The organism is Nocardia sp. CA-145437 (assembly GCF_050956485.1).
Classification (GTDB): Bacteria; Actinomycetota; Actinomycetes; order Mycobacteriales; family Mycobacteriaceae; genus Nocardia.
In genome coordinates this window covers 6,720,371-6,739,067 of sequence record NZ_CP191204.1, presented here as the reverse complement: position 1 = coordinate 6,739,067, position 18,697 = coordinate 6,720,371, and the positions used below count along the sequence as shown (strand labels likewise).

The 18,697-nt window shown below is 70.4% G+C and carries 19 protein-coding genes; 5 read left to right on the top strand and 14 right to left on the bottom strand.

Translation table 11 applies throughout. From position 1 onward, the window contains the following. Positions 1–22: 22 nt before the first annotated feature. A complete protein-coding gene (locus tag ACQPYY_RS31105; RefSeq protein ID WP_379092240.1) occupies positions 23–478 on the bottom strand; it encodes an SRPBCC family protein in 456 nt (151 codons plus the stop codon). Between the two features lie 149 nt (positions 479–627). On the opposite strand from ACQPYY_RS31105, the gene ACQPYY_RS31100 reads away from it, so the two are divergent. After that, a complete protein-coding gene (locus ACQPYY_RS31100; protein WP_433591955.1) occupies positions 628–4,299 on the top strand; it encodes an AfsR/SARP family transcriptional regulator in 3,672 nt (1,223 codons plus the stop codon). A gap of 66 nt (positions 4,300–4,365) precedes the next feature. Here ACQPYY_RS31100 and ACQPYY_RS31095 read toward each other — a convergent pair whose 3' ends face one another. From ACQPYY_RS31095 to ACQPYY_RS31060, 8 genes are all read right to left on the bottom strand, one after another. After that, positions 4,366–5,205 carry an ABC transporter permease gene (locus ACQPYY_RS31095; RefSeq protein WP_433591954.1) on the bottom strand — a complete coding sequence of 280 codons (840 nt, stop codon included), beginning with the start codon at positions 5,203–5,205 and terminating at the stop codon, positions 4,366–4,368. After that, positions 5,202–6,215 (bottom strand): ATP-binding cassette domain-containing protein, encoded by a 1,014-nt coding sequence (locus ACQPYY_RS31090; RefSeq protein ID WP_379092249.1) that lies wholly within the window; start codon positions 6,213–6,215, stop codon positions 5,202–5,204. The genes ACQPYY_RS31095 and ACQPYY_RS31090 overlap by 4 nt, the downstream gene beginning before the upstream one ends. A gap of 169 nt (positions 6,216–6,384) precedes the next feature. Further along, a complete protein-coding gene (gene menE, locus ACQPYY_RS31085; RefSeq protein ID WP_433594773.1) occupies positions 6,385–7,521 on the bottom strand; it encodes an o-succinylbenzoate--CoA ligase in 1,137 nt (378 codons plus the stop codon). A gap of 58 nt (positions 7,522–7,579) precedes the next feature. Further along, positions 7,580–7,888 (bottom strand): DUF3349 domain-containing protein, encoded by a 309-nt coding sequence (locus ACQPYY_RS31080; protein ID WP_433594772.1) that lies wholly within the window; start codon positions 7,886–7,888, stop codon positions 7,580–7,582. A 94-nt stretch (positions 7,889–7,982) separates the two neighbouring features. Beyond that, on the bottom strand, positions 7,983–8,252 hold the full coding sequence (locus ACQPYY_RS31075; protein ID WP_379092255.1) for a hypothetical protein: 270 nt from the start codon (positions 8,250–8,252) through the stop codon (positions 7,983–7,985). Between the two features lie 9 nt (positions 8,253–8,261). Then, positions 8,262–9,470 carry an inorganic phosphate transporter gene (locus ACQPYY_RS31070; protein WP_379092258.1) on the bottom strand — a complete coding sequence of 403 codons (1,209 nt, stop codon included), beginning with the start codon at positions 9,468–9,470 and terminating at the stop codon, positions 8,262–8,264. A 90-nt stretch (positions 9,471–9,560) separates the two neighbouring features. Further along, on the bottom strand, positions 9,561–9,953 hold the full coding sequence (locus tag ACQPYY_RS31065) for a VOC family protein (RefSeq protein ID WP_433591953.1): 393 nt from the start codon (positions 9,951–9,953) through the stop codon (positions 9,561–9,563). 72 nt (positions 9,954–10,025) lie between these two features. Beyond that, complete coding sequence (locus ACQPYY_RS31060) at positions 10,026–10,919, bottom strand: 1,4-dihydroxy-2-naphthoyl-CoA synthase (protein WP_379092264.1); 894 nt, start codon at positions 10,917–10,919, stop codon at positions 10,026–10,028. A gap of 351 nt (positions 10,920–11,270) precedes the next feature. Here ACQPYY_RS31060 and ACQPYY_RS31055 point away from each other — a divergent pair, with 351 nt between their 5' ends. Continuing rightward, a complete protein-coding gene (locus ACQPYY_RS31055) occupies positions 11,271–11,717 on the top strand; it encodes a DUF6918 family protein (protein ID WP_379092267.1) in 447 nt (148 codons plus the stop codon). Positions 11,718–11,818: 101 nt separating this feature from the next. Here ACQPYY_RS31055 and ACQPYY_RS31050 read toward each other — a convergent pair whose 3' ends face one another. Beyond that, positions 11,819–12,646, bottom strand: coding sequence for a siderophore-interacting protein (locus ACQPYY_RS31050; RefSeq protein WP_379092270.1), 828 nt, complete (start codon positions 12,644–12,646; stop codon positions 11,819–11,821). A gap of 88 nt (positions 12,647–12,734) precedes the next feature. Here ACQPYY_RS31050 and menD point away from each other — a divergent pair, with 88 nt between their 5' ends. Then, positions 12,735–14,369 (top strand): 2-succinyl-5-enolpyruvyl-6-hydroxy-3-cyclohexene-1-carboxylic-acid synthase, encoded by a 1,635-nt coding sequence (gene menD, locus ACQPYY_RS31045; RefSeq protein WP_433591952.1) that lies wholly within the window; start codon positions 12,735–12,737, stop codon positions 14,367–14,369. On the opposite strand, the gene ACQPYY_RS31040 is transcribed toward menD, so the two are convergent. Beyond that, positions 14,366–14,620 (bottom strand): hypothetical protein, encoded by a 255-nt coding sequence (locus tag ACQPYY_RS31040; protein ID WP_379092276.1) that lies wholly within the window; start codon positions 14,618–14,620, stop codon positions 14,366–14,368. The genes menD and ACQPYY_RS31040 overlap by 4 nt on opposite strands. Before the next feature lie 88 nt (positions 14,621–14,708). Next, entirely contained in the window at positions 14,709–14,942 is a 234-nt protein-coding gene (locus tag ACQPYY_RS31035) for a hypothetical protein (protein ID WP_379092279.1), read from the bottom strand. Positions 14,943–15,115: 173 nt separating this feature from the next. On the opposite strand from ACQPYY_RS31035, the gene ACQPYY_RS31030 reads away from it, so the two are divergent. After that, on the top strand, positions 15,116–15,694 hold the full coding sequence (locus ACQPYY_RS31030) for a TIGR03086 family metal-binding protein (protein WP_433591951.1): 579 nt from the start codon (positions 15,116–15,118) through the stop codon (positions 15,692–15,694). Positions 15,695–15,758: 64 nt separating this feature from the next. Here the strand turns inward: ACQPYY_RS31030 and ACQPYY_RS31025 are convergent, their stop codons facing one another. Continuing rightward, positions 15,759–16,391, bottom strand: coding sequence for a TetR/AcrR family transcriptional regulator (locus ACQPYY_RS31025; protein ID WP_433591950.1), 633 nt, complete (start codon positions 16,389–16,391; stop codon positions 15,759–15,761). An 85-nt stretch (positions 16,392–16,476) separates the two neighbouring features. Here ACQPYY_RS31025 and ACQPYY_RS31020 point away from each other — a divergent pair, with 85 nt between their 5' ends. Beyond that, the gene (locus tag ACQPYY_RS31020) at positions 16,477–17,511 is read left to right on the top strand and encodes an aldo/keto reductase (RefSeq protein ID WP_433591949.1); all 1,035 of its coding nucleotides are present in this window, start codon (positions 16,477–16,479) and stop codon (positions 17,509–17,511) included. Between the two features lie 4 nt (positions 17,512–17,515). Here the strand turns inward: ACQPYY_RS31020 and ACQPYY_RS31015 are convergent, their stop codons facing one another. Next, entirely contained in the window at positions 17,516–18,583 is a 1,068-nt protein-coding gene (locus tag ACQPYY_RS31015) for an alpha/beta hydrolase (RefSeq protein WP_433591948.1), read from the bottom strand. Positions 18,584–18,697 lie beyond the last annotated feature (114 nt).

Below are 18,697 nucleotides of genomic sequence, written 5' to 3'. Positions count from 1 at the left end.
CCCAGTTCGACGGCGGTGTGGCTCAGGCCTCGGCGGCGGCCTTGAGCTGGGCCAGGCCCTTCTCGAAGTCCTTGCCCACCAGGCGATCCATCGGCATCAGTTTGCCGACGAGGGCCATGAGGCCGTTCTGCTCGCCGCGCATGCGCCAGGTCACGGCGGTGGTGTCACCCTGCGGGCGGAATTCGAAGGTGACCTGGTTGGTGGCCTTGAACGGCTTCTCGAAGTGCAGTCTGATGCCGATGGCGTCGGCGGTGGCGGAGGTGATCTCCATGTCGCCGCGCCCGGCCTTGCGGTTGCCGTTCCAGAAGTAGCGGGCCCCGATACCGCGGTCGGCCCCGCTGTAGGTGCGTTCCATGGCGGGGTCGGCGTCCTCCCACGGCGACCACTTGCGCCACTGGTGGAAGTCGTCGACGAGCGCCTGAACCTGAGCGGGATCGGCCTTGATGACCGTTTCCCGCTGTATGTCGAATTCGGCCATGCCCAGAGCCTAGGTGCTGCCGCCGGCCGCCGGCCGACCCTCGGCAAAACCGGTGGCCGCGAGTCCGGTCGCTCGGGTAAGCCGGTACCCGCGTTCGCGGCCCGGCGCGTCCGGCGGCAGCGGGATCGCTCACCTACGATTGGTTGGGAATGAATTCGGAAAAAGGCAGTTCGAGCGGCGCGGGCAGCGCGCGGGTGGCGGATGTGGGCGACTCGATCCTGGTGGCACTGCTGGGTGAGATCGCCCTGCGCCGCGACGGCGCGCTCACCGCTGTACCCGGAGCCCGGGCCCGGCTGCTGGTGGCGGCCCTGGCCGTGCACCCCGGCCGCAGCCGCAGCGCCCAGGCCTTGATCGACGAGGTGTGGGGTGAGGATCCGCCGCGTGCGCCGATGAACGCCCTGCACACCCAGGTCTCGCGGCTGCGTTCGGCGCTGCCCGACGGCGTGCTCGAGATCGGCCCGGCCGGATACCGGCTCATGCTGACCGCCGACCAGGTCGACCTGAGTCTGGCGCGGTCTCTCGAAAGGCAAGCCCGCCAAGCCCATACCGCCGGCGACCACGCCGCCTGCCTGGAACTGCTGGCCGCCGCCCGCGCGCTGTGGCGCGGCGAACCCGGCGCGGACCTGCCGCCCGGACCGGTCGCCGAGGACCTGGCCGCTCAGGCCACGACCCGCCGCCGCGCCCTGGACACCCTGGAACTGACCGCCCGCGAGGCGATCGGCGATCTGCCCGCCGCCATCGAACTGGCCCAGCACGCCGTGGCCGCCGACCCGTTCGACGAGCCCGCGCACGCCACCCTCATGCGTCTGCTGGCGACGTCGGGCCGCGTCAACGAGGCCCTCGACGTCTTCGCCACCCTGCGCACCCGCCTGGTCGACCAGCTCGGCGCGGACCCGGGCCCCGCGCTGGTGGCGCTGAACACCGCCATCCTGCGCGGCGAACCGCTCCCCGGCGCGCCCGCCGCCCCGAGGAGCGCGACTCCGGACCACGGCGGCGCGGGCACGAGGATCATCGCGGTCCCGGGCTACCCGGTGGCGGACAGCGATCCGGCAGGCCTGCGTGGGCCGGGTGGTCAGGATTATTCGGCGAGCCAGGGCGACGCGGGCGAAGGTCGTCCTGAGGGACCGGGTTCCGCGGCGAGTGGGGCCGTCGATCCCGCGGACCCGGTTCGGGGCGCTCGCCGGAACGGCCATGGCGGCGGGCCGATCGCGATTCGCGCACAGGCGGATTCGCCTGGCGCGCCGTTGTCCGACGCGCCCGTGACCGCCGGACAGGTGCGTTCCCTGCGCCGGGTGCTGGGCGCACAGCACGCGGCGGGCGCGCGGGAACCGGTGGGGGAGACCGCTATCGGCCTGCGGGTCGCGCCGAATCCCTTGCTGGGCCGCGAATCCGATCTGGAGCGGCTCGAGCAGCTGGTCCGGACCTCCCGGGTGACCACGGTGCTCGGCCCGGGCGGCACCGGCAAGACCCGCGTCGCCAATGAGCTGGGCGCGCGCCTGTCCCACGACACCGCGGTGGCGCTGGTGGAGTTGGCCTCGCTGCGCGCCGATGCGGCGGGCGCGGCCGACACCCGCGCCGAGATCGAAGTCGCCATCGCGGCCACCCTCGGCGTCGCCGACTGGGAGACGAACATGCTGCTCCAGCAGCGCCGCCGTGATATCGGCCAGCGGCTGCGGGACGCGCTGGCGGTGCGGCCGACCCTGCTCATACTCGACAACTGCGAGCACCTGATCGAGCAGGTGGCCGAACTGGTGGCCGACCTCGTCGGCGCCAGCGAGCAGCTGACCGTGCTCACCACCAGCCGCGCGCCGCTGGAGATCACGGCCGAGGCCGTCTACCCGTTGCCGCCGTTGACAATCGACTCCGCCGGCTCGCCCGCCACCGAACTGTTCGAGGCCCGCGCCCGCTCGGTGCGGCCGTCGGTGCGGTTGGACCCGGAGGTGGTGGCCCGGCTGTGCCGCACCCTGGACGGTCTGCCGCTGGCCATCGAATTGGCGGCGGCGCGGGTGCGCACCATGAGCGTGGAGGAGATCGACTCCCGCCTCGATCACCGATTCACCCTGCTGCGCAGCGGCGATCGCAGTTCGCCGCAGCGGCACCGCACCCTGTACGCGGTGATCGAGTGGAGCTGGAACCTGCTCGACGAGCCGCAGCGCATCGCCCTGCGCCGGCTGTGCCGATTTCCTGCGGGGTTCACCCTCGCCGCGGCCGAGACCGTGCTGTCCGGACCCGAGATCGGCGATGTCCCCACTGCGGTCGACGGTCTGGTGAGCCAGTCCCTGCTGACGGTGCTGGAGGACGAACAGGGCGGCACCCGCTACCGGATGCTGGAAACGGTTCGGGAATTCGGCGACGAGCAGCTCGCCCTCACCGGTGAGGCCGGTCCGCTGATGGACCGGATGTCGGAGTGGGCCAGGGCTTTCGCGGTGGAGACGGTGGCCGGTTATCAATCGCCCGAACAGATCTCCACCGTGCTGACCCTGTCCGATGAACAGGACAACCTGGTCGCGGTGCTGCGGCACGCCGTCGAGCGCCGGGACGCGGCCGTGGTGCACACGGTGTTCCCGGTGCTGGCGGGATTGTGGGTGCTGCGCGGGGCGCACATGGAGTTGATCAGCTGGTCGCGGCGGATCATGACGGTGCCGGCCCGCGTCCGCCCGCCGGTCACCGCGGAGACCGATCTGCAGGTGCTGGGCAATCTGATGTTGGGCCTGCACATGCTGTTCGGCAATCCCGAGCTGCGCGAGGTGGCGACGGTCCGCAGTTGGGTCCGCCGCACCCTGAGCTCCGGCGCTCCGATGAGCCCGGTGTTCCGTTTTCTCGGCGAACTGGTGACGCGGTCGTACACCACCGTGCAGCTGGCCAGGCGACTGGCCTACGGCACGCGGTCGAGCGATCAGCAGATCCAGGTCACGGCATTGTTGTTGCGCGCCAACCTGTGTGAGAACAATGGCATCGTGTACGGCTCGATCCGCGACGCCGAGACCGCCATGCGCATCAATGCCGATCGTGACATCTGGAACTCGGCGATGACCTCCCAGCACCTGGGCAGCTTGCACGGCCAGTCGGGCCGGTACCCGGCGGCGGTCGGCTACTACCGCCGGACCGTCGAGCTCATGGAGGAGTTCCGGGCCTGGGACGAGAGCGTCGAGATGCGCAGCTATCTGGCTGTGGCGCTGGCGGGTTCGGGCGAACCGGCGGCGGCGCGGCGGGCATTGGAGCCGGTGCTGGGCTCCTACGGCGGCATTCCCGCGGTCGATGCCCCCGTGACCCAGCCGAATCACCGGCTGGCCGTGGTGGCGGCCGCGCTCGCGGAAATCGAACTCGTCGAAGGTGACACCGACACCGGGTTACGCCGGTTCCGGCAGGTGCTGCCCTTGCTGGACTGGCCGGCGAGCGTCACCGTGCCCGGCCCCGGCGACATGATCCTGGCCGCGGTGACCATCGACGCCCATGTCCTGCACGGCCGCGCGGACCTGGTCCGCCGGGTGGCCGCCGAGTTGACCGACATCGCGGTCCGCAAGCTGGGCCAGTACTGGGATCTGCCGCAGCTGGGTTCGGTGGCGTGCGCGGTCGGCAGTTGCCTGCTGGCCACCGGCTCGGAGGTCGATCGCGGTCTGGAGCTGCTGGCGTTGTCGCAGCGGGTCTTCGGTCGCCAGGACTATCCGTCCATGCGCTGGACCCGGCACCTCGACCTGCACCGCTCGACACTGGGCGACGAGCGGCTGGACGCCGCGCTGCACGCGGTCGCGGGGCTGGGCCGCCGCAAGGCTGCCGAGCGCATCATCGAGCTCCTGGGCGAGCTCGACGGCGTGCTCTGATCCCGGACGCACGAAAAACGCCCGCCCACCGGAGTTTCCGGTGGGCGGGCGTGTGTTCGGAGCGGGTCAGGCGCGGCGCATGTAGGCCCGCACCGCGAGCGGCGCGAAGACCAGGATGACCACGACCGAGCCGATGAGCGACCAGGCCAGGTTGGCGCTGTAGACGTTGCCGTTCATCAGTTCACGGGCGGACTCGACCATGTAGTAGACCGGGTTGGCCTTGTTGATGCCCTGCAGCCAGCCGGGCATGGTGGACACCTGGGCGAAGGCGCCGGACATGAAGGTCAGCGGGAACATGATCATCATGGACATGCCCTGGACCGCGGGGGCGCTCTTGCCGGTGATGCCGATCAGCGCCCAGATCCAGCTGATCGCGAAGGAGCAGAACACCACGACCAGTCCGGCGACCACGACACCGGCCACGCCGCCGGCGGGACGGTAGCCGAGGATCAGGCCCATGCCGATGGTCAGCGTGGTGGCCAGCCCGTAGCGGACCATGTCGGCGATGAGCGCGCCGGCCAGCGCCGAGATGCGGGCGATGGGCAGGGATTTGAAGCGGTCGAACACGCCCTTGTCCATGTCCTCGCGCAGCTGGGTGCCGGTGACGACGGAGGTCAGCACCACGGTCTGGACCAGGATGCCGGGGATCAGGATGGGCAGGTAGTCGTGCACGTTGCCGCCGATGGCGCCGCCGAAGATGTAGGCGAACAGGGCGGTGAACAGGATCGGCTGGACGGTGACGTCGAACAGCTGCTCGGGATTGTGCTTGATCTTGACGATCCCGCGGTAGGCCATGGTGAGCGAGTTCGCCACGGTCTGCTTGAACGGGATGTGGTTGGAGACTTCGGGGATGGGGGCGGCCGTGGCCGCGCGCCGCCCGGTGGGGGCGGTGAGAGTCGTGGTCATGCCGCGCTCCGTTCGGTGTCGTTGTCGGTCTCGTCCTCGGCGCCGTGTCCGGTGAGGGCGAAGAAGACCTCGTCCAGGCTGGGCTTGGCGACATTGATCTCGTCGATGCGGATGTCGTTCTCGCGCAACCGGATCAGGACGTCGGTGGTGATGGAGGGGTCGGGCAGGGGCGCGGTGACGCGGCCCGCCTCGGGGGTGATGGTGGCCTCGACGGCGCGGCCCGCGGCGCGGGACAGGAACTCGCCCACCAGGATCCGGGCCTCGTCGATGCGGTCGCGGTCGGCGAGGGTGAGTTGCAGGGTGGACAGGCCGACCGAGGACTTGAGCTGGTCGGAGGTGCCGTCGGCGATGACCTTGCCGCGGTCGATGACCGCGATCCGGTCGGCGAGCTGATCGGCCTCGTCCAGGTACTGCGTGGTGAGCAGCACCGTGGAGCCGTCGCGCACCAGCCGCCGGATGGTGTCCCACATCTGGGCGCGGGTGCGCGGGTCCAGGCCGGTGGTCGGTTCGTCGAGGAACAGCAGCGGCGGCCGGGCGATCAGGCTGGCGGCCAGGTCGAGGCGGCGCCGCATGCCGCCGGAGAAGTTCTCCAGCGCCTTGTCGGAGGCCTCGGTCAGGCCGAATTCCTCGAGCAGTTCGGCGGACTTGCGCCGCGACTCGGCCCGGGACAGGCCGAGCAGTCGCGAGAAGATCACCAGATTCTCGGTGGCCGTGAGCTTTTCGTCGACGGACGCGTACTGGCCGGTCACGCCGATCAGGGAGCGGACCGCGGTCGGTTCGGCCACCACGTCGCGGCCGAAGATGCGGGCGCTGCCGCCGTCCGGGCGGAGCAGGGTGGCGAGCATGCGGATGGTCGTGGTCTTGCCGGCGCCGTTCGGGCCCAGCACGCCGTAGACGGCCCCCCGCGGCACCGCGAGACTGACGCCGTCGACGGCCCGCTGCTCCCCGAAGACCTTGACCAGGCCGTCCGCCTCGATGGCGAGCGTCTCAGCAGGTGTGTAAGAAGTCATGGCTACACCTTGCGGACCGCGCCTTGCACCCCGCTTGCATGGCGATTGCACGCGCACGCAAGGGCGTCGCGAGCCGACGCAAGGGCCGCTTGCGCGGGGTTCCGGGGGTGCCCTGAGCAGCGAAAAGGCCCGTCCATCGGCGGATGGGCGGGCCCGGATCGATCGAGCGTCAGCTGGGGGAGGCGGCCAGCAGGAGCCGGCGGAGCGCGGCGCGGTCGGGCTTGCCGGGCCCGCGCAGCGGCAGTTCGTCGAGCACCGCCAGCTCGCGCGGGGCGGCGATGGCATCGAGTTCGGCGACCACGTGGTCGCGCAGTTCGTCGAGGGTGGGGGCGTCGGCCCCGGCAGCTGGGACGATGGCGGTGGCCACTCGCTGGCCGAGCCGGTCGTCGGGCAGGCCGAGGACCACGCATTCGGAGACCGCGGGGTGGGTGATCAGCACGGCCTCGACGACCTGCGGGATGACCAGCAGCCCGCCGGTCATGATGGCCTCGTCGAGGCGGCCGGTGATGGTGAGCACGCCGTCCTCGACGAATCCCGCGTCCTCGGTGCGGAACCAGCCGGGTTCGGCGAAGGCGGGGTGGTCGGGGATATTGCGGTAGCCCTGGGCGATCATGTCGCCGCCGAGCAGCACCCGCCCGTCCTCGATGCGTACCTCGGTGCCCGTCAGCGGTACTCCCTCGTACACACACCCGCCGCAGGTCTCGCTCATGCCGTAGGTGCGGAAGACGGTGATGCCCGCGGCGCGGGCGCGGTCCAGCACGGGTTTCGGGGTGGCGGCCCCGCCGACCAGCACGCCGTCGAGTCCGGCCAGGGCGGCGGTGGCGGCGGGCTCGTCGAGGGCCTTGATCAGCTGGGTGGGGACCAGGGAGGTGTAGCGGCGCGGGCCGCGCATGCCGGCGATCGCGCCGACCAGGGCCTCGGGCAGGAAGCCGCCGGAGACATCGAGCACGGTCGGTTCGGTCCCGGCCAGGATGCTGCGCAGCAGCACCTGGATGCCCGCGATGTGATGGGTGGGCAGCGCCAGCAGCCACTGTCCGGGACCGCCCAGGCGCTCGTGGGTGGCGTCGCCGCTGGCCCGCAGATTGGCGGCGCTGAGCATGGCGCCCTTGGGGTTTCCGGTGGTGCCGGAGGTGGTGACCACCAGGGCCACTTCCTCGTCGATGGCCTCGCCGGGCCGCAGGCTGGAACTCAGGCGCTGGGTCTCACGGCGGTCGGCGGTGGGAACGGGCAGCCAGGCCGGGCCGTTGCCCTCCAAGGCTTCTCGCAGATGCGGCAATACTTCGCCCACCGCTGCGCCGGTGGGCATGGGAAGGATTCGGAGGGTATTGCTCACGTTCGCGATCGTGTCATTCCGTCTAGTGCGGTCAGTCGGACGTCGGTGTCGCCAGCGGCCAACCGCCGGCTGCGAGCCTGGAGGCCACCCGAGCGATATCGTCCTCGCCGGGCTGCTCCTTGGCAACTCGGGCGATGGCCGCCTCGATGTCGGCGCGCTCGATGTCCTCGCGATCCATGTCCGGGGTCGCGACCCGGTCCCGGACCAGCCGCTCCACCACCAGGTGCACTTCGTAGTCGGTGAGCCGCCGGTGCAGGACGGCCAGCAACGCCACGTAATCGGACTGCGGGATGCCCTGCGGATATCCGGCTTTGAGCCAGTCCAGCACCTTCTGCAGCACGTTCTGGCGCGGCGGCGCGGCGGGAGCCGGGTCGGCGGCGGGCGGGGTCGGCTGTTCGGGGGTACTCACGAGCGTGCCTTTCGATGAGGCGGCGTCACGCGCCGAGCAGGTGAATTCCGAGTCGGGTGGCGAGGAAGCCGCGTGCGATGAAGAGCACACCGACCACCACCGCGATCATGACCACCGCGAAGCAGACGGTGGAGGCGACCAGCGCGGCGGTGCGGGTGACCCCGGTCGCGCCGTCGTCCACATGGGCCCGGCAGCGGATGCCGACGGCGAAGACGGTGGGCAGCCCGGCCCCGAAGAGCATGGCGGCGAGCACGACTCGCCACAGGTCGGAGAGGTTGGAGAGCAGGGTGTGCATCGCGGTCTCCTAGCCGATTCCGACGGTGTCGTCATTGCGGTGGGGCTGCGCCGGCGCCGCGGGGGCGGCCGGAGCGGGCTCGCCCTCCCAGTCGGCGGTGACGTTGTGCGAGTTCACCACGGCGCGCTTGGAGCGGTACCAGATCAGCGCGGCCATGGCGATCAGCAGCCCGAACACCACCAGCACGCCGACCGTGCCACCGATGCCGTGCAGGACGGCCCAGCAGATCGCGCCGACCACACCGGCCAGCGGCAGCGTCAGCACCCAGGCGACCACCATGCGGCCGAGCACGTTCCAGCGCACCTCCGCGCCGGGCCGTCCGATGCCGGAGCCGAGGATGGATCCGGTCACCACCTGCGTGGTGGACAGCGGCAGGCCGAAGTGGGCCGAGGTGAGAATGATCGCCGCGCTGGTGGATTCGGCGGCGAAGCCCTGCGGCGGCGCGATGTCGACCAGGCCCTTGCCCAGGGTGCGGATGATGCGCCAGCCGCCCAGGCAGGTGCCCGCGGCCATGGCGACGGCACACGACACGATGACCCACAGCGGCAGCGGATCGGTGGCTTTGGCCGAACCGTGCGCGATCAGCGCCAGGAAGATGATGCCCATGGTCTTCTGCGCGTCATTGGTGCCGTGCGCGAGCGAGACCAGCGACGAGGTGCCGATCTGTCCCCAGCGGAAACCGCGGGACACGGTCTTCTCGTTGCTGCCGCTGGTGATCCGGTACACCAGCCAGGAGGCGGCCGAGGCGACCAGCGCGGCCACGACGGGGGAGAGCACCGCCGGGATGATGATCTTGGCGATGACGCCTTTGCTGCCCGCGGTCCAGATCACGCCGTGCAGGCCCAGGGCGGCCAGTGTCGAGCCGATGATGCCGCCGAACAGGGCGTGCGAGGAACTGGACGGCAAACCCAACAGCCAGGTGAACAGATTCCACAGAATGCCGCCGACCAGACCCGCGAAGACGATGTCGAGCAGGGCCCGTCCGCTCACCTCCGACAGGTCGACGATGCCCGAGGCCACCGTCGCCGCGACGGCCACACTGAGGAAAGCCCCGATGAGATTCAGCGCCCCGGACAGGAGTACGGCGGTACGCGGCCGCAACGCCCCGGTGGCGATGGAGGTAGCCATCGCGTTCGCGGTGTCATGGAATCCGTTGGTGAAGTCGAACGCCAAGGCTGTGCAAACAACGATCAGCAGAACGAGCAGTTCGGCAGACACACCGATCAGTTTGCGTCATGGTCTTTACGGTCTGTTAACCGGTGCCCCGGACGTGTTTCACAGTTACCTTCGTGCTAAGGCCCGCGGGCCTCAGTCGTCGCCCCGGATGTCTCGCCGGATCGGATGATCGGCCGGGATCTCCACGAGCACCAGCGGCACGTCGTCGGGGTCCCGGAGCCACATCTCGATCAGTCCCCAGGGTTCGCGCACGGGCGCGCGGTCGATGGCGATCCCGCGCAGCGCGAGTTCCGCGGCGGCGTCCGCGCAGTCACGCACCTGCAACCAGATCGCCCCCGCGAACCCGCTCGGCGCGTCGCCCGCGCGCCCGTGCCCGGCCACCTCGAGCAGTCCCTGCCCGGCGAAGAAGACCGTCCCGCCCGGATATTCGCGAGCGATGGCCAGCCCCAGCGCATCCCGATAGAAGGCCAGGGTCCGCTCGTAATCGCTCGGCCGGAGAATGACCCGACTGCTCAGTATCTCCATGAGTGCAGCATGACAGCTCGTCGTTTGCCGCGCCCGAAGGTTCGAGGCGAAGGCCCCGCGAGTTCCGGAGCGTCAGAAGTAGTAGGGGTACGGCGTCCAGTCCGGGTCGCGCTTCTCGAGGAACGCGTCACGGCCCTCGACCGCCTCGTCGGTCATGTAGGCCAGCCGCGTCGCCTCGCCCGCGAAGAGCTGCTGACCGACCAGTCCGTCGTCCTGAAGGTTGAACGCGTACTTCAGCATCCGGATGGCCTGGGGCGACTTGCCCAGGATGTCGGCCGTCCACTCCAGCGCGACGTCTTCGAGCTGCTCGTGATCCACGACCGCGTTGACCGCGCCCATGGCGTGCATCTCCTCGGCGGTGTACGGCCGACCCAGGAAGAAGATCTCGCGAGCGAACTTCTGTCCCACCATCTTCGCCAGGTAGGCGCTGCCGTATCCGCCGTCGAAGCTGCCCACGTCGGCGTCGGTCTGCTTGAACCGGGCGTGCTCGCGGGAGGCCAGGGTGAGGTCGCAGACCACGTGCAGGCTGTGCCCGCCGCCCGCGGCCCAGCCGTTGACCAGGGCGATGACCACCTTGGGCATGAAGCGGATGAGCCGCTGCACCTCGAGGATGTGCAGGCGTCCGGCGCGGGCGGCGTCCACGGTGTCGGCGGTCTCGCCGGAGGCGTACTGGTAGCCGCTGCGGCCGCGGATGCGCTGGTCGCCGCCGGAGCAGAAGGCCCAGCCGCCGTCCTTGGGGCTGGGGCCGTTCCCGGTGAGCAGGACCGCGCCGACGTCGGAGGTCATCCGGGCGTGGTCGAGGGTGCGATAGAGCTCGTCGACGGTGTGCGGCCGGAAGGCGTTGCGGACTTCGGGGCGATCGAAGGCGATCCGGACCGTGCCCTGCTCGACGTGCCGGTGGTACGTGATGTCGGTGAGGTTCTCGAATCCCGGAACGGGCCGCCACAGCGTCGCATTGAAGGTCACGGGAGTGAACATACTGTTCCGGTTCTCGCCGTGGTGAAGACCCACCGCAGTTCGGCGCGGTGTTTCGCAGGTCACCCGGAATCGCGGCGGCGGAATTCGGCCATCCGACAAGGGCGCTGCTCGTTAGCCGATGGACCGTCCGAAGGCCAAAGCGGTCACTTGTTACCCGTGGGGAAATGAACGACCGGGGAACAGTCGCCGAAAGTGAAACGCTGCCAATCGATTGCGGGTGCTTTACAGTGCTGTTGCTGCTGTGGCAGTAGCAGCGCATTGGCATCGTGTGCGCGGGGACACCGGTGCGTATAGTTGCGTGCGCTCGTTCATCGAAAAACTATCCGGAGGAACCTGAAAGTGGTTGCAGCACTGTCTGAATCCCTGCTCGATGACGCCAAGCGTCCCGCCTTCATCGCGGATGCGGAGAAGGTTCTGGACGAGGAGGTGTCGGACAAGGGCGGCGCGTCGGGCCTCGTCGTCAAGGGCGGCTACGCCGCGATCAAGAAGGTCAGCCCCTCGATCGTGGGTGACGCGCTGGAGTCCTTCGTGCCCAAGTTCGTCGAGCAGCTCGAGCCGTACTGGGCCGAGTACCAGAACGGTGGCGCGGGTTCGTTCGCCGATCTGCTGGTGTCCAAGCAGGACGAGGTCGCCGACGCGCTCCTGTCGGTCACCGACGCGCGGGCCGAGGCCTCGTCGCGTCCGGCGCTGACCAAGGTCTACAACTCCATGCGCTCGTCGGCGAAGAAGCATGTCGCCGAGGCTCTTCCGCGTCTGGGTGACCTGGTTCAGCGTCACGCTGGTTAATCAACCGACCGGTTCGCGGCCCGGCGAGGGGCCGCGAACGGGGTCCGTCCGAGGTCGTGTGCGAATGCCCGCGAGGTGGTTCGGGGGCACTCGCGACCGATTCATCCCTGGGACTTGCCGACCCGCCAGTAGCCGGTGAAGGTGATGTCCGCCTTCGGGATCGCGCGCTCCTGCGCGAGATGCCGCCGCACGCCGGCGGCCAGCTTCTGCTCGCCCGCCACGAAGGCGTAGACGCCGGCGCCGGGAATCTCGGCCTGCCGCACCGCCTCTGCGGCCAGCACCCCGACCTCGCCGTGCGCGTCGGTGCGGACCAGCCAGTTCACCGTGACGCCCGCGGGCTCGCCCAGTTCCTGCTTGTCCTCGGCGGACGGGATCTCGATGTAGGCCGCGCCCTTCGCCTCACGCGGCAGTGAGCGCAGCACGCCGGCGATGCCGGGCAGCGCGCTCTCGTCGCCCACCAGCAGCGTCCACTCGCAGTGGTCGGGGGCCTGGTAGGTGATGCCCTCGTCCAGCAGTCCGGCCTTGCAGCCGGGGGTGACGGTGTTCGCCCACGCGGAGGCGGGGGTGTCGTCGCCGTGGATGGCGAAGTCGATGTCGATCTCGGCGGTGCTGCCGTATTCGCCGAATCCGGCGGCCCGGTAGTCGCGGACGGTGTAGTTGCGGGCGAGCGGCCGGTGTTCCTTGCCCATCATCAGGTATTGCGCGTACCAGCCGAGGTTGCTGGCCGAGGTGGGCAGGCGGAGGTCGCCGTCGCGGCCCGGCATGAACAGCCGGAACCACTGGTCGAAGCCCATGGCGGTGAAGCCCGTCAGGCCGGGTCCGCCCAGGGTGACCCGCACGAAATGCGGGCTGATCCGTTTGCTGGCCAGTACTTCGGCGGTGAGGATTTCCCGGTGCTCGGGCTTGACATGCTTGCTGCGCTTCGCCATTCGATTAGGTTAGCAAACCCTAACTTTTCGGTATAGGTGTGATCGGGCCGACGCAGCGCCCGGCCGGGCTGTCTGAGAGGCTGGAGGCGTGAATCCATCGACAGCACAGGCGCACGTCGTCGTCGACGAGCTCGCGCGCGGCGGAGTGCGAGACGTGGTCCTGTGCCCGGGATCGCGAAACGCGCCGCTGGCCTTCGCCTTACAGGCCGCTGACCAGGCCGGGAAGATCCGGCTGCATATGCGCATCGACGAGCGCAGCGCCGGATTCCTCGCCGTCGGCCTGGCCGTGGCGAGCGGCCGCCCGGTGCCCGTCGTCATGACCTCCGGCACCGCCGTCGCCAATCTCGGGCCCGCTGTGCTCGAGGCCAACTACGCCCGCGTCCCGCTGATCGTGCTCAGCGCCAACCGGCCCTACGAGATGCTCGGCACCGGCGCGAATCAGACGGTGGAGCAGTTCGGCCTGTTCGGTAGCCAGGTGCGCGCCGCCATCAGCCTCGGACTGGCCGAGGACGAGCCCGGCGCCGAGCTCTACCCGAAGCAGAACAGCGTGTGGCGCTCGGCGGTGTGCCGGGTGCTGGCCGCCGCCCGCGGCACCCGCTCCGGCAATGCCGGGCCCGTGCACTTCGACATCCCGCTGCGCGAACCGCTGGTCCCGGACCTGGCCGCCGGCGACTCGCTGCCCGCCGGCCGGGACGGCGAACAGCCCTGGACCGCAACCCAATACGCGACCCTGGACGTGCCGCTCGACATCGACCTGACCCCGGACACCGTGGTCATCTCCGGCCACGGCGCGGGCCATCGCCCCGAGCTCGCGGCGCTGCCGACCGTGGCCGAGCCGACCGCGCCCATGCACGGCCCGGCCCTGCATCCGCTGGCCCTGCCGCTGCTGAAGCCGAAGCAGGCCATCATCACCGGCCGGCCGACCCTGCACCGGCAGGTGTCCAAGGTCCTCGCCGACCCGGAGGTCACCGTGTTCGCGCTGACCACGGGCCCGCGCTGGCCCGATGTATCCGGCAATGTGGTGGGCACCGGCACCCGCGCGGTGACGCACGGCGCGCCCCGGCCGGAATGGCTGGAGCTGTGCCGGGAGCTGAACGAGAAGGCCGTGTCGGTGGTGCGGTCCGAGCTGGCCGGGCACCCGAAGCCGACCGGTCTGCACGTCGCGGCGGTGGTGCTCGGCGCCCTGCGCGACGGCGACCAGCTGCTGCTCGGCGCGTCCAATCCGGTCCGCGACGCGGCCCTGGTCGCGCACCCGCGCCCCGGCATTCGGGTGCTGTCCAATCGCGGTGTGGCCGGCATCGACGGCACCGTCTCGGCGGCGGTCGGCGCGGCGCTCACCCATCCCGGCCGCACCATCGCGCTGATGGGCGACCTGACCTTCCTGCACGACGCGTCCGGCCTGCTCATCGGCCCCGGCGAGCCGCGGCCGGAGGATCTCACCATCGTGGTCGCCAATGACGACGGCGGCGGCATCTTCGAACTGCTCGAACAGGGCGACCCGCAGTACGCGGGCGTGTTCGAGCGGGTCTTCGGCACCCCGCACGGCATGGATCTGGCGGCGTTGTGCGCCGCCTACCGGATTCCGCACCGCCAGGTCGACCCGTCCCAGCTGGCCGACGAGCTGGTCGGGCGTGCGCACGGCATCCGTGTGCTCGAGGTCGCGACCGAGCGGTCGAGCCTGCGGGAACTGCACGCCACCGTGCGCGCGGGAGTGTCGAACTAGCCGGGCAGGTCCCAGTCGTCCCCCATCGGGACGGGGATCGCCTGCTCGACGAGGTCACCCTCGGACGCGGTCCAGCCGTTGTCGTCGGCGGGCAGCGGGGTGATCTCGGTATCGGAGTCGACGACCCGCTCGGCGCGCACGTCGCGGTCCGGGTAGGCGTCGGCATCGGGGTAGGGCTCGTCCGCCGGGTAGGCGGCGATGTGCTGTTCGACGTAGTCGGCCTCGGGCACCGCGTCGATTCGATCGATCATCGCTGGCTCCTCTCTGCCGGTGGGGTCGTGCAGGCGGCCACCTTCGAGAATGCCCCTGCTCACGGCGATCGGCAACCGCCGCCGGGCGTCACTCGCCGGGGTGGGGGCTGTCGTCGGCGGGATACTCGACCAGGGCGAGTACCCGCCCGGCCATGAAGCGGGCCGTGCGTACCGGTCCCCCGGTTCTGGTCACCTCACTGACTTCGACAATCCCGCGCGCGATGCGGGTTTCGATGCGGCGGCCCGCTCTGGTGGCCACGATTTCGTAGTTCCGAGACCCGTCGCCGGTGTCGACGACGATCTCCACACGATCACCCTTCATCTATCAATTCTCCTCCCCACCAGGGCTTTTCGCCGCTGATCGCACCTAACGAACCGGTTGCGACGCGGCGGTGCAAGCGCATTCGCGCGCCCGGCGATGAATTCCGCGGCCCCGCCCCGTCCTTATGACCGACCGGGCCGCACCGGCGGTTCGGCATGCCTCCGGGAGGAACCATGACCACTCCGGAATTCGATCTGGAAGCCGCCGCGGGTGGGCTGGAGGCGGTGGTCGCCGCCGTCTCCGCCGCCGACCTCGAGCGCCGCACGCCGTCCGGGATCAGCGTTCGCGACATGCTGGTCCACGTGCTCGGCTTCACCGAGGGCTTCCGTCAGGGCGCCACCAAGGAGATGATCGGCCGCTCGCAGCCGCCCGAGCCCGGTGCCGGGACCCTGCCCGGGGACTGGCGGGACCGCATTCCGGCGCAGTTGAAGTCGCTGGTGGCGGCCTGGCGCGAACCGGCCGCGTGGTCGGGGGAGACCGAGGTCGGCGGCATCCTCGCCCCCGCAGCGACGATGGCCGAGTTCGCGCTGGACGAGCTGATCGTGCACGGCTGGGACCTGGCCCGCGCGACGGAGCGACCCTACGATCCGGCCGGCGCGGATCTCGCGGTGCTGCTGGGCATGCTGCGCGACACCCCGAGGGATGGCATCCCGGGACTCTTCGGGCCGGTGGTCGACATTCCGGCCGAGGCGCCGCTGCTGGACCGCGTCCTGGGACTGACCGGCCGCGATCCGGCCTGGACCCGGGACTGATCAGGGCTCGGAGCCGGGGCGCGGGCGCGGCGAGGGGTCGCGCCCACGCCCCGGGACGGCAGACTCAGGGCGCGGATCGCCCTGTGCCGGAGACGAATACGCCCTGTTCGGCGGCGAGGGCGGCGGCCGTCGCCGCGGCGGTGATCGTGGCCTCGTCGACCGGGTCGCCGCTGGCCAGCAGGCGGTAGTAGAGCGGGGCGGAGACGGCGGAAAGCACGGCGCGCGGGTCGGTTCCGGCCGGAACCTCGCCGCGTGCGGCGGCGGCTTCGACGCACGGCGACCATTCGGTGAGCCGGGTGTCGTAGAAGGCGCGCAGCGCCGCGGCCGCGGTGTCGTCGCTGGTGGCGGCGGCGATGACGGCCCGGAACAGGCGGCCCTGCCGGGGGTCGGTGAGGGTCTTCCCGACCAGCCGCGCATTGGCGACCAGGTCGCCGCGCAGGGTGCCGGTATCGCTGTGGGGGAGTGAGGTTTCGGCCATCTCGGCGAGCAGGTCGGAGACCAGTCCGGCGGGGGTGCGCCAGCGGCGGTAGACGGTGGTCTTGCCGACCTCGGCGCGGGTCGCGACCTCGGCCAGATCGAGGGTGGCGTAGCCGCGTTCGGCCAGCAGGTCGCCCGCGGCGCGCAGCACGGATTCGCGGACGCGCGCGGTGCGTCCACCGGGGCGGACCGAGCCGGGGCTCGCTGTGTCCTGGTTCATAACGGGTCTCCAGTTCCGTTTGCGGCGAGACGAGTGTAGCGTCCTCGGTGTTAATGAAACTATGGTTCCGTTAGGAGTGGTGATCATGGAATACCGTCGGCTCGGCGCGTCCGGTCTGCTGGTTCCGGCCCTGAGTTTCGGCGCGGGCACCTTCGGCGGCCGCGGCGAACTCTTCTCGGCCTGGGGCGACACCGACGCGGCCCAGGCCCGCCGCCTGGTGGACATCAGCCTGGACGCGGGCGTCACCCTGTTCGACACCGCCGACGTCTACTCGGACGGCGCGTCGGAAGAGGTACTGGGCGAGGCGATCCGGGGCCGCCGCGACCACGTGCTGATCTCGACCAAGGCCACCCTGCCCACCGGGCCGGGCCCGGCCGACGCGGGATCCGGTCGCGCCCGGCTGATCTCGGCGGTCGAGGGCTCGCTGCGCCGGCTCGGTGTCGAGCACATCGACCTGTTCCAGCTGCACGCCTTCGACGCGGGCACGCCCGTCGAGGAAGTGCTCTCGGCCCTCGACTCGCTGGTGCGCTCCGGCAAGATCCGCTACGTCGGCGCCTCCAACTTCGCGGGCTGGCAGCTGATGAAATCCCTGGCAGCCGCGGACCGGCACGGCTTCCCGCGCTATGTCGCGCACCAGGTGTACTACTCGCTCGCCGGGCGCGACTACGAATGGGAGCTCATGCCGCTGGGCCTGGACCAAGGTGTCGGCGCGGTGGTCTGGAGTCCGCTCGGCTGGGGGCGGCTCACCGGGAAGATCCGTCGCGGCCAACCGCTTCCGCCCGGCAGCCGCCTGCACAAGACCGCCGAGGCCGGGCCGCCTGTCGACGACGAGCTGCTCTACGACGTGGTCGACGTGCTCGACGAGATCGCCGCCGAAACCGGCCGCACCGTCCCGCAGATCGCCCTGAACTGGCTGTTGCGCCGCCCGACCGTGGCCACCGTCATCGTCGGCGCGCGCGACGAGGAGCAGTTGCGCCAGAATCTGGGCGCGGTGGGCTGGAGCCTGGACGCCGAGCAGATCGCCCGGCTGGACAAGGTGAGCGCGGTGACGCCGCCCTACCCCTACTACCCGTACTACCGGCTGGGGGACTTCGCGCGCGTCAATCCGCCTGTCGTGTAGGCGGTTACGCGGGCGGGAACAGACCCTGCGCGAGCACCGGCCACGACGCCTTCAGGTCGTCCTGCCAGTAGCCCCAGATGTGGGTGCCGCTGCTGCGGAATTCGAAGGTCGCCGGAATGCGCATGGATTCCAGGCGCTTCTGCAGGATCACCGTGGACAGTTCGCAATTGGCCTCGATGAGCGAGCCCAGCGCGACCGTTTTGGCGGTGTCCTCGGGCTTCTCCATGCGGCCGCGCGCCCCGGGCATGTCGAACGCGCCCGGGATGCCGTTGCCGGTGGAGATGAAAAGGTTGGTGCCGCGCAGTTTCTCGGCGTTCAGGGTGGGGTCGTTGGCCGCCCACATCGGGCCGCCCTCGGGGCCCCACATGTTCTCGACCTTGCCGCCGCCGTAGAGCTCGGTGACCATCTTGATGGCCTCGCGGGCCAGTGGCGTGGTGGTCTGGAAGAAGCCGCTGTAGACGGCGGCGCTCTTGAACAGGCCGGGGTTGAAGATCACCGAATTCAGCACGGGCAGACCGGCCATGGAGATCCCGGCGATGGCGTTGTTGCCGGTGCTGCCCAGCGCCGCGTCCATCAGCGGCGGCAGTTCCTTGCCGAGGTAGGTGGACCACTTGTTCACGCCGAGCGACTTGTCGGCCTGCATCCAGTCGGTGTACCAGCTGAACGCGCCGCCGATAATCTGCACGACATTGGCGTTCTTGTCGGACAGGAAATCCAGTGCGTCGGTGCGCAATTGCCAGGTCGCCGCGTCCACGCCGCCGCCCGCGCCGTTGAGCAGATACAGCGTGGGCGCGGGTTCGGAGGTGTCGGCCGGGCGCTGGACATCGACCGGGAAGGTCTGGTTCATGGCCGCGGAGTAGACGGTGAAGACAACATGGCGGCTGTCAAGGGCCGCGACGCTCTTGATGTAGGAGCCGTCCTCGGTCTTGAAGTCGGGGACGCTGACGCCGGGGGCGACGGGGGCTGCGGTGGGGTCCGCGCCGGCGGGCACGCAGCCCAGGCTCAGGGTCGCGGCGGCCGCGAGGGCCGCCACCGCGATTCGTCCGGTGATTCGACTGATCCGACCGTTCACGCTCCCGGCCCTTCGTGCTGCTGGCAGCCGTCGCGGGACGGCTCGCCCGCCGGTGAGACTGGACGGGCGAGTTACAAATACCACAGTTTCACATTTGAGGTGCCGGAATCGAAC

Excerpts from the sequence above, each read along its gene's own strand:
- ACQPYY_RS31040 (WP_379092276.1), bottom strand. The coding sequence starts at position 14,620 with ATGATCGATCGAATCGACGCGGTGCCCGAGGCCGACTACGTCGAACAG.
- ACQPYY_RS31100 (WP_433591955.1), top strand. The coding sequence starts at position 628 with ATGAATTCGGAAAAAGGCAGTTCGAGCGGCGCGGGCAGCGCGCGGGTG.
- ACQPYY_RS31020 (WP_433591949.1), top strand. The coding sequence starts at position 16,477 with ATGGAATACCGTCGGCTCGGCGCGTCCGGTCTGCTGGTTCCGGCCCTG.
- ACQPYY_RS31065 (WP_433591953.1), bottom strand. The coding sequence starts at position 9,953 with ATGGAGATACTGAGCAGTCGGGTCATTCTCCGGCCGAGCGATTACGAG.
- ACQPYY_RS31025 (WP_433591950.1), bottom strand. The coding sequence starts at position 16,391 with ATGAACCAGGACACAGCGAGCCCCGGCTCGGTCCGCCCCGGTGGACGC.
- ACQPYY_RS31075 (WP_379092255.1), bottom strand. The coding sequence starts at position 8,252 with ATGCACACCCTGCTCTCCAACCTCTCCGACCTGTGGCGAGTCGTGCTC.
- ACQPYY_RS31090 (WP_379092249.1), bottom strand. The coding sequence starts at position 6,215 with ATGACTTCTTACACACCTGCTGAGACGCTCGCCATCGAGGCGGACGGC.
- ACQPYY_RS31095 (WP_433591954.1), bottom strand. The coding sequence starts at position 5,205 with ATGACCACGACTCTCACCGCCCCCACCGGGCGGCGCGCGGCCACGGCC.
- menE (WP_433594773.1), bottom strand. The coding sequence starts at position 7,521 with ATGCCCACCGGCGCAGCGGTGGGCGAAGTATTGCCGCATCTGCGAGAA.
- ACQPYY_RS31050 (WP_379092270.1), bottom strand. The coding sequence starts at position 12,646 with ATGGCGAAGCGCAGCAAGCATGTCAAGCCCGAGCACCGGGAAATCCTC.
- ACQPYY_RS31105 (WP_379092240.1), bottom strand. The coding sequence starts at position 478 with ATGGCCGAATTCGACATACAGCGGGAAACGGTCATCAAGGCCGATCCC.
- ACQPYY_RS31035 (WP_379092279.1), bottom strand. The coding sequence starts at position 14,942 with ATGAAGGGTGATCGTGTGGAGATCGTCGTCGACACCGGCGACGGGTCT.
- ACQPYY_RS31030 (WP_433591951.1), top strand. The coding sequence starts at position 15,116 with ATGACCACTCCGGAATTCGATCTGGAAGCCGCCGCGGGTGGGCTGGAG.